The following is a 3,680-nucleotide window of genomic DNA, read 5'->3' as shown; positions in this document are numbered from 1 at the left end:
GAGCGGGGCCGGCGCGGACCCCGCCGCGGGCTGCGGTCCCGCTACCGCCGTCACGACCGCGCACGATGTCGACCCGCTGAAGCCCGCGCCGAAGCCGCGGCTGCCCGTCACGGTCGACTCCGCCGACGGCTCGAAGGTCACGGTCAAGGACGCGTCGCGGATCCTGCCCGTCAACCTGTACGGCTCGATCGCGGAGATCGTGTTCAGCCTCGGCCTCGGCGGCAGCGTCGTCGGCCGGGACGCCTCCACGACCTTCCCCGCCGCCGCGGGCAGACCCCTGGCCACCGACCAGGGCCATGATCTGTCGGCCGAGGCGATCCTCGCGCTGAACCCGACGGTCGTGCTCGCCGACAAGAGCATCGGCCCGCCCGAGGTGCTGACCCAGCTCCGCCAGTCCGGCATTCCCGTCGTGCTCATCGACGACGAGCAGACCCTGCCCGCCGTCGGCCGCCACATCACCGCCATCGCCCGCGCCCTCGGCGTCGACGCGGCGGGCGAGAAGCTCAACAAGCGCGTCACCGCGCAGATCGAGGCCGCCAGGAAGACGGCCCCGGCCCGGCCGCTGCGCGTCGCGTTCCTCTACCTGCGCGGCACCGCGGGCGTCTACCTGATGGGTGGCAAGGGCGCGGGCTCCGACGCCATGATCCAGGCGATCGGCGCGACCGACGCCGGCACCGCCGCCGGGCTCAGCGGATTCCGGCCGATGACCAGCGAAGGCATGATCAACGCCGCGCCGGACGTGATCCTCGTCATGTCGGCGGGGCTGAAATCGGTCGGCGGCCCCGACGGGCTGCTGAAGCTGCCGGGCGTCGCCCAGACCCCCGCGGGCCAGCACCGCAGGATCGTCGACGCCGACGACGGCGCGCTGCTCAACTTCGGCGCCCGCACCGGCGACACCATCGGCGCGCTCGCCAAGGCGGTCTACGCACCATGCGGGAAATAGCCCCCCGTCCGGCCGGGGTGAAGGCCCCGCCCGCCCGGTGGCGCGCACGGCTCGGCCGCGGCGGGCTGCTCGCCGGGCTGACGCTCGCGCTGCTCGTCCTCTGCGTGCTGGCCGCGGGCAGCGGCCAGGTCGACATCCCGCCGAGCCAGGTCCTCGGCTCGCTCCTGCACCGGATCGGGCTCGACCTCGGCCCCGAACCGACCGCGGTCCAGGGCGAGAACGCGCTGTGGGTGGTGCGGTTCCCGCGCGTCCTGCTCGCTGTGGTCACCGGTGCGGCCCTCGGCTGCGCGGGCGCGCTCATGCAGGGCGTGTTCGGCAACCCGCTCGCCGAACCGGGCGTCATCGGCGTCTCCTGGGGTTCGGCCGTGGGCGCCGCGACGGTCATCGTGTTCGGGCTCACCGGACTCGGCGGCTGGACGATCGTGCTCGCCGCGTTCGCCTGCGGCCTCGCCACGACACTCCTGGTCTATGTGATGAGCCGCGCCCAAGGACGCACCGAGGTGGTGACCCTCCTGCTCACCGGCATCGCCGTCAACGCCGTCGCGACGGCCGCGCTCGGCCTGCTGATGTTCGCCTCCACCAACGACGGGCTGCGCGCCATCACCTCCTGGCAGCTCGGCAGCCTCGCCGGGGCCACCTGGGACTCCGTGACGGTCGTCGGCCCCGTCGCCGTCGTCGGATGCGCCGCCGCGTTCCTGCTCGCCGCCAGGCTCGACCTGCTGTCGCTCGGCGAGAAGACCGCGCGGCACCTCGGCGTCAACGTCGAAGGGCTCCGCTTCACCGGGATCATCCTGATCGCGCTGCTGACCTCGTCGGCCGTCGCGTTCAGCGGGATCATCGCGTTCGTCGGCCTCGTCGTGCCGCATCTGATCCGGATGGTCGCCGGGCCCGGCCACCGCACGCTGCTGCCCGCCAGCGCGCTCGGCGGGGCGTGCCTGCTGGTCGTCGCCGACCTCGTCGCCAGGACCGCGATCGACTTCCAGGAACTCCCGCTGGGCGTCCTCACCTCGATCGTCGGCGGGCCGTTCTTCTTCTGGCTGCTGCGCAGGACCCGTGCCAGGTCGGGAGGCTGGGGATGACCTTCACCTGGATGCGCCGCTCCGCCCGGCTGCCGGGCGGGACGGCCACGCTCAGCGCGTCCGGGCTGACCGTGCGGCGCGGCCCCCGCACGATCCTCCAAAGCGTCGACCTCGAGCTGCGTCCCGGCGAGGTGCTCGCGCTCGTCGGCCCCAACGGGGCGGGCAAATCGACGCTGCTCGGCGCGCTCTGCGGCGACCTCGAAGCCGAGGGCGCCGTCCTGCTCGACGGAAAGCCGCTCGGCGCCTGGCGGCCCGTCGAGATCGCGATGCGCCGGGCCATCCTCACCCAGCGCAACAGCCTCGCGTTCGCGTTCACGGTCGAGGACGTCGTCCGGATGGGCCGCGCGCCCTGGGCGGGGACCCCGTACGCGGACGACGACGACGGCGCCGTCGCCCGCGCGCTCAAGGACGCCGACGTCGAGCGGTTCGCCGACCGCCGCTACCCCGAACTGTCGGGCGGCGAGCAGGCGCGGGTCGCGCTCGCCCGTGTGCTCGCCCAGCGGACCCCGATCGTCCTGCTGGACGAGCCGACCGCCGCGCTCGACGTCCGCCACCAGGAACTGGTGTTCTCCACCGCCAGAGCCCAGGCCGACGAGGGCCGCGCCATCGTCGCGGTCGTCCACGACCTGGCGCTGGCCGCCGCGCTCGCCGACCGGATCGCGGTCCTCGCCGGCGGCAGGCTCGCCGTGTGCGGCCCGCCCGCCGACGTCCTGGACGGCCCCCTGCTCAGCGAGGTCTACGAGCACCCCATCGAGATCCTTCCCCACCCCCGGACCGGACGCCCGGTCGTCCTCCCCGTCCGCGACTAGACTCGGGGGCTCCATCCTGTTCGAGGAGGCGTGCCATGGACCGGCCGTTCGACATCGTGCTCTACGGGGCGACCGGGTTCACCGGAGGGCTCACCGCCGAGTATCTGGCGGAGCACGCGGGCGGGGTCCGGTGGGCGCTCGCCGGGCGCAGCCGCGCCAAGCTGGAAGCGGTCCGCGACCGGATCGGCCTGGACGTCCCGCTGCTCCACGCCGACGCCGACGATCCCGCCACCCTCGATGAGCTGTCCCGGAAGACCAGGCTGGTCATCAGCACGGTCGGGCCGTACGTGCTGCACGGGGAACCGCTGGTCGCCGCGTGCGCGCGCAACGGCACCGACTACGTCGACCTGACCGGCGAGCCGACCTTCGTGGACCGGATGTACGTCCGCTACCACCAGCAGGCCGTCGCGTCGGGCGCGCGGATCGTGCACGCCTGCGGTTTCGACTCGATCCCGCACGACCTCGGCGTGTACTTCACCGTCCAGCACCTGCCGAAGGACGTGCCGCTGCGCGTCGAAGGGTTCCTGCAGGTCCGCGGCACGATCTCCGGTGGCACGCTGGCCTCCGCCAAGGGCATCTTCCTCGATCCGCTCGCCATGCGCCGTGCCGCGCGCGACCGCGCGCTGCGCGAGCCGAAGCCCCGCGACCGCCGGGTGCGGACTTCACGGCGTCCCGTGCCGCGCACCCGGATCCGCGGCGGTGTCGCGTTCCCGCTGCCGACGATCGACCCGCAGATCGTCGAGCGCAGCGCCCGCGCCCTCGACCGGTACGGCCCCGACTTCTCCTACGGCCACTACGGCACGGTGTCGCCTGGCGGCGGTCTCGGCGGCGGGCGCGGGCTGCGCGCGA

Annotated in this window: 4 protein-coding genes; all 4 read left to right on the top strand. The window is 74.0% G+C overall.

The window, feature by feature from the left end:
• Positions 1-943: heme/hemin ABC transporter substrate-binding protein (locus tag ACYVE7_RS30975; RefSeq protein WP_460369727.1), on the top strand; the 943-nt coding region annotated here is incomplete at its 5' end.
• The gene (locus tag ACYVE7_RS30970) at positions 931-2,022 is read left to right on the top strand and encodes a FecCD family ABC transporter permease (protein WP_460369725.1); all 1,092 of its coding nucleotides are present in this window, start codon (positions 931-933) and stop codon (positions 2,020-2,022) included. The genes ACYVE7_RS30975 and ACYVE7_RS30970, both read left to right, overlap by 13 nt.
• A complete protein-coding gene (locus ACYVE7_RS30965) occupies positions 2,019-2,831 on the top strand; it encodes a heme ABC transporter ATP-binding protein (protein ID WP_460369724.1) in 813 nt (270 codons plus the stop codon). Before ACYVE7_RS30970 ends, ACYVE7_RS30965 begins: the two co-directional genes overlap by 4 nt.
• A 35-nt stretch (positions 2,832-2,866) precedes the next feature.
• The coding region (locus tag ACYVE7_RS30960; RefSeq protein ID WP_460369723.1) for a saccharopine dehydrogenase family protein at positions 2,867-3,680 on the top strand (814 nt) is incomplete at its 3' end.

Source organism: Actinocorallia lasiicapitis (assembly GCF_054778695.1).
The sequence above is the reverse complement of the archived record's forward strand: the minus strand, read 5'-3'. Positions and strand labels throughout refer to the sequence as shown.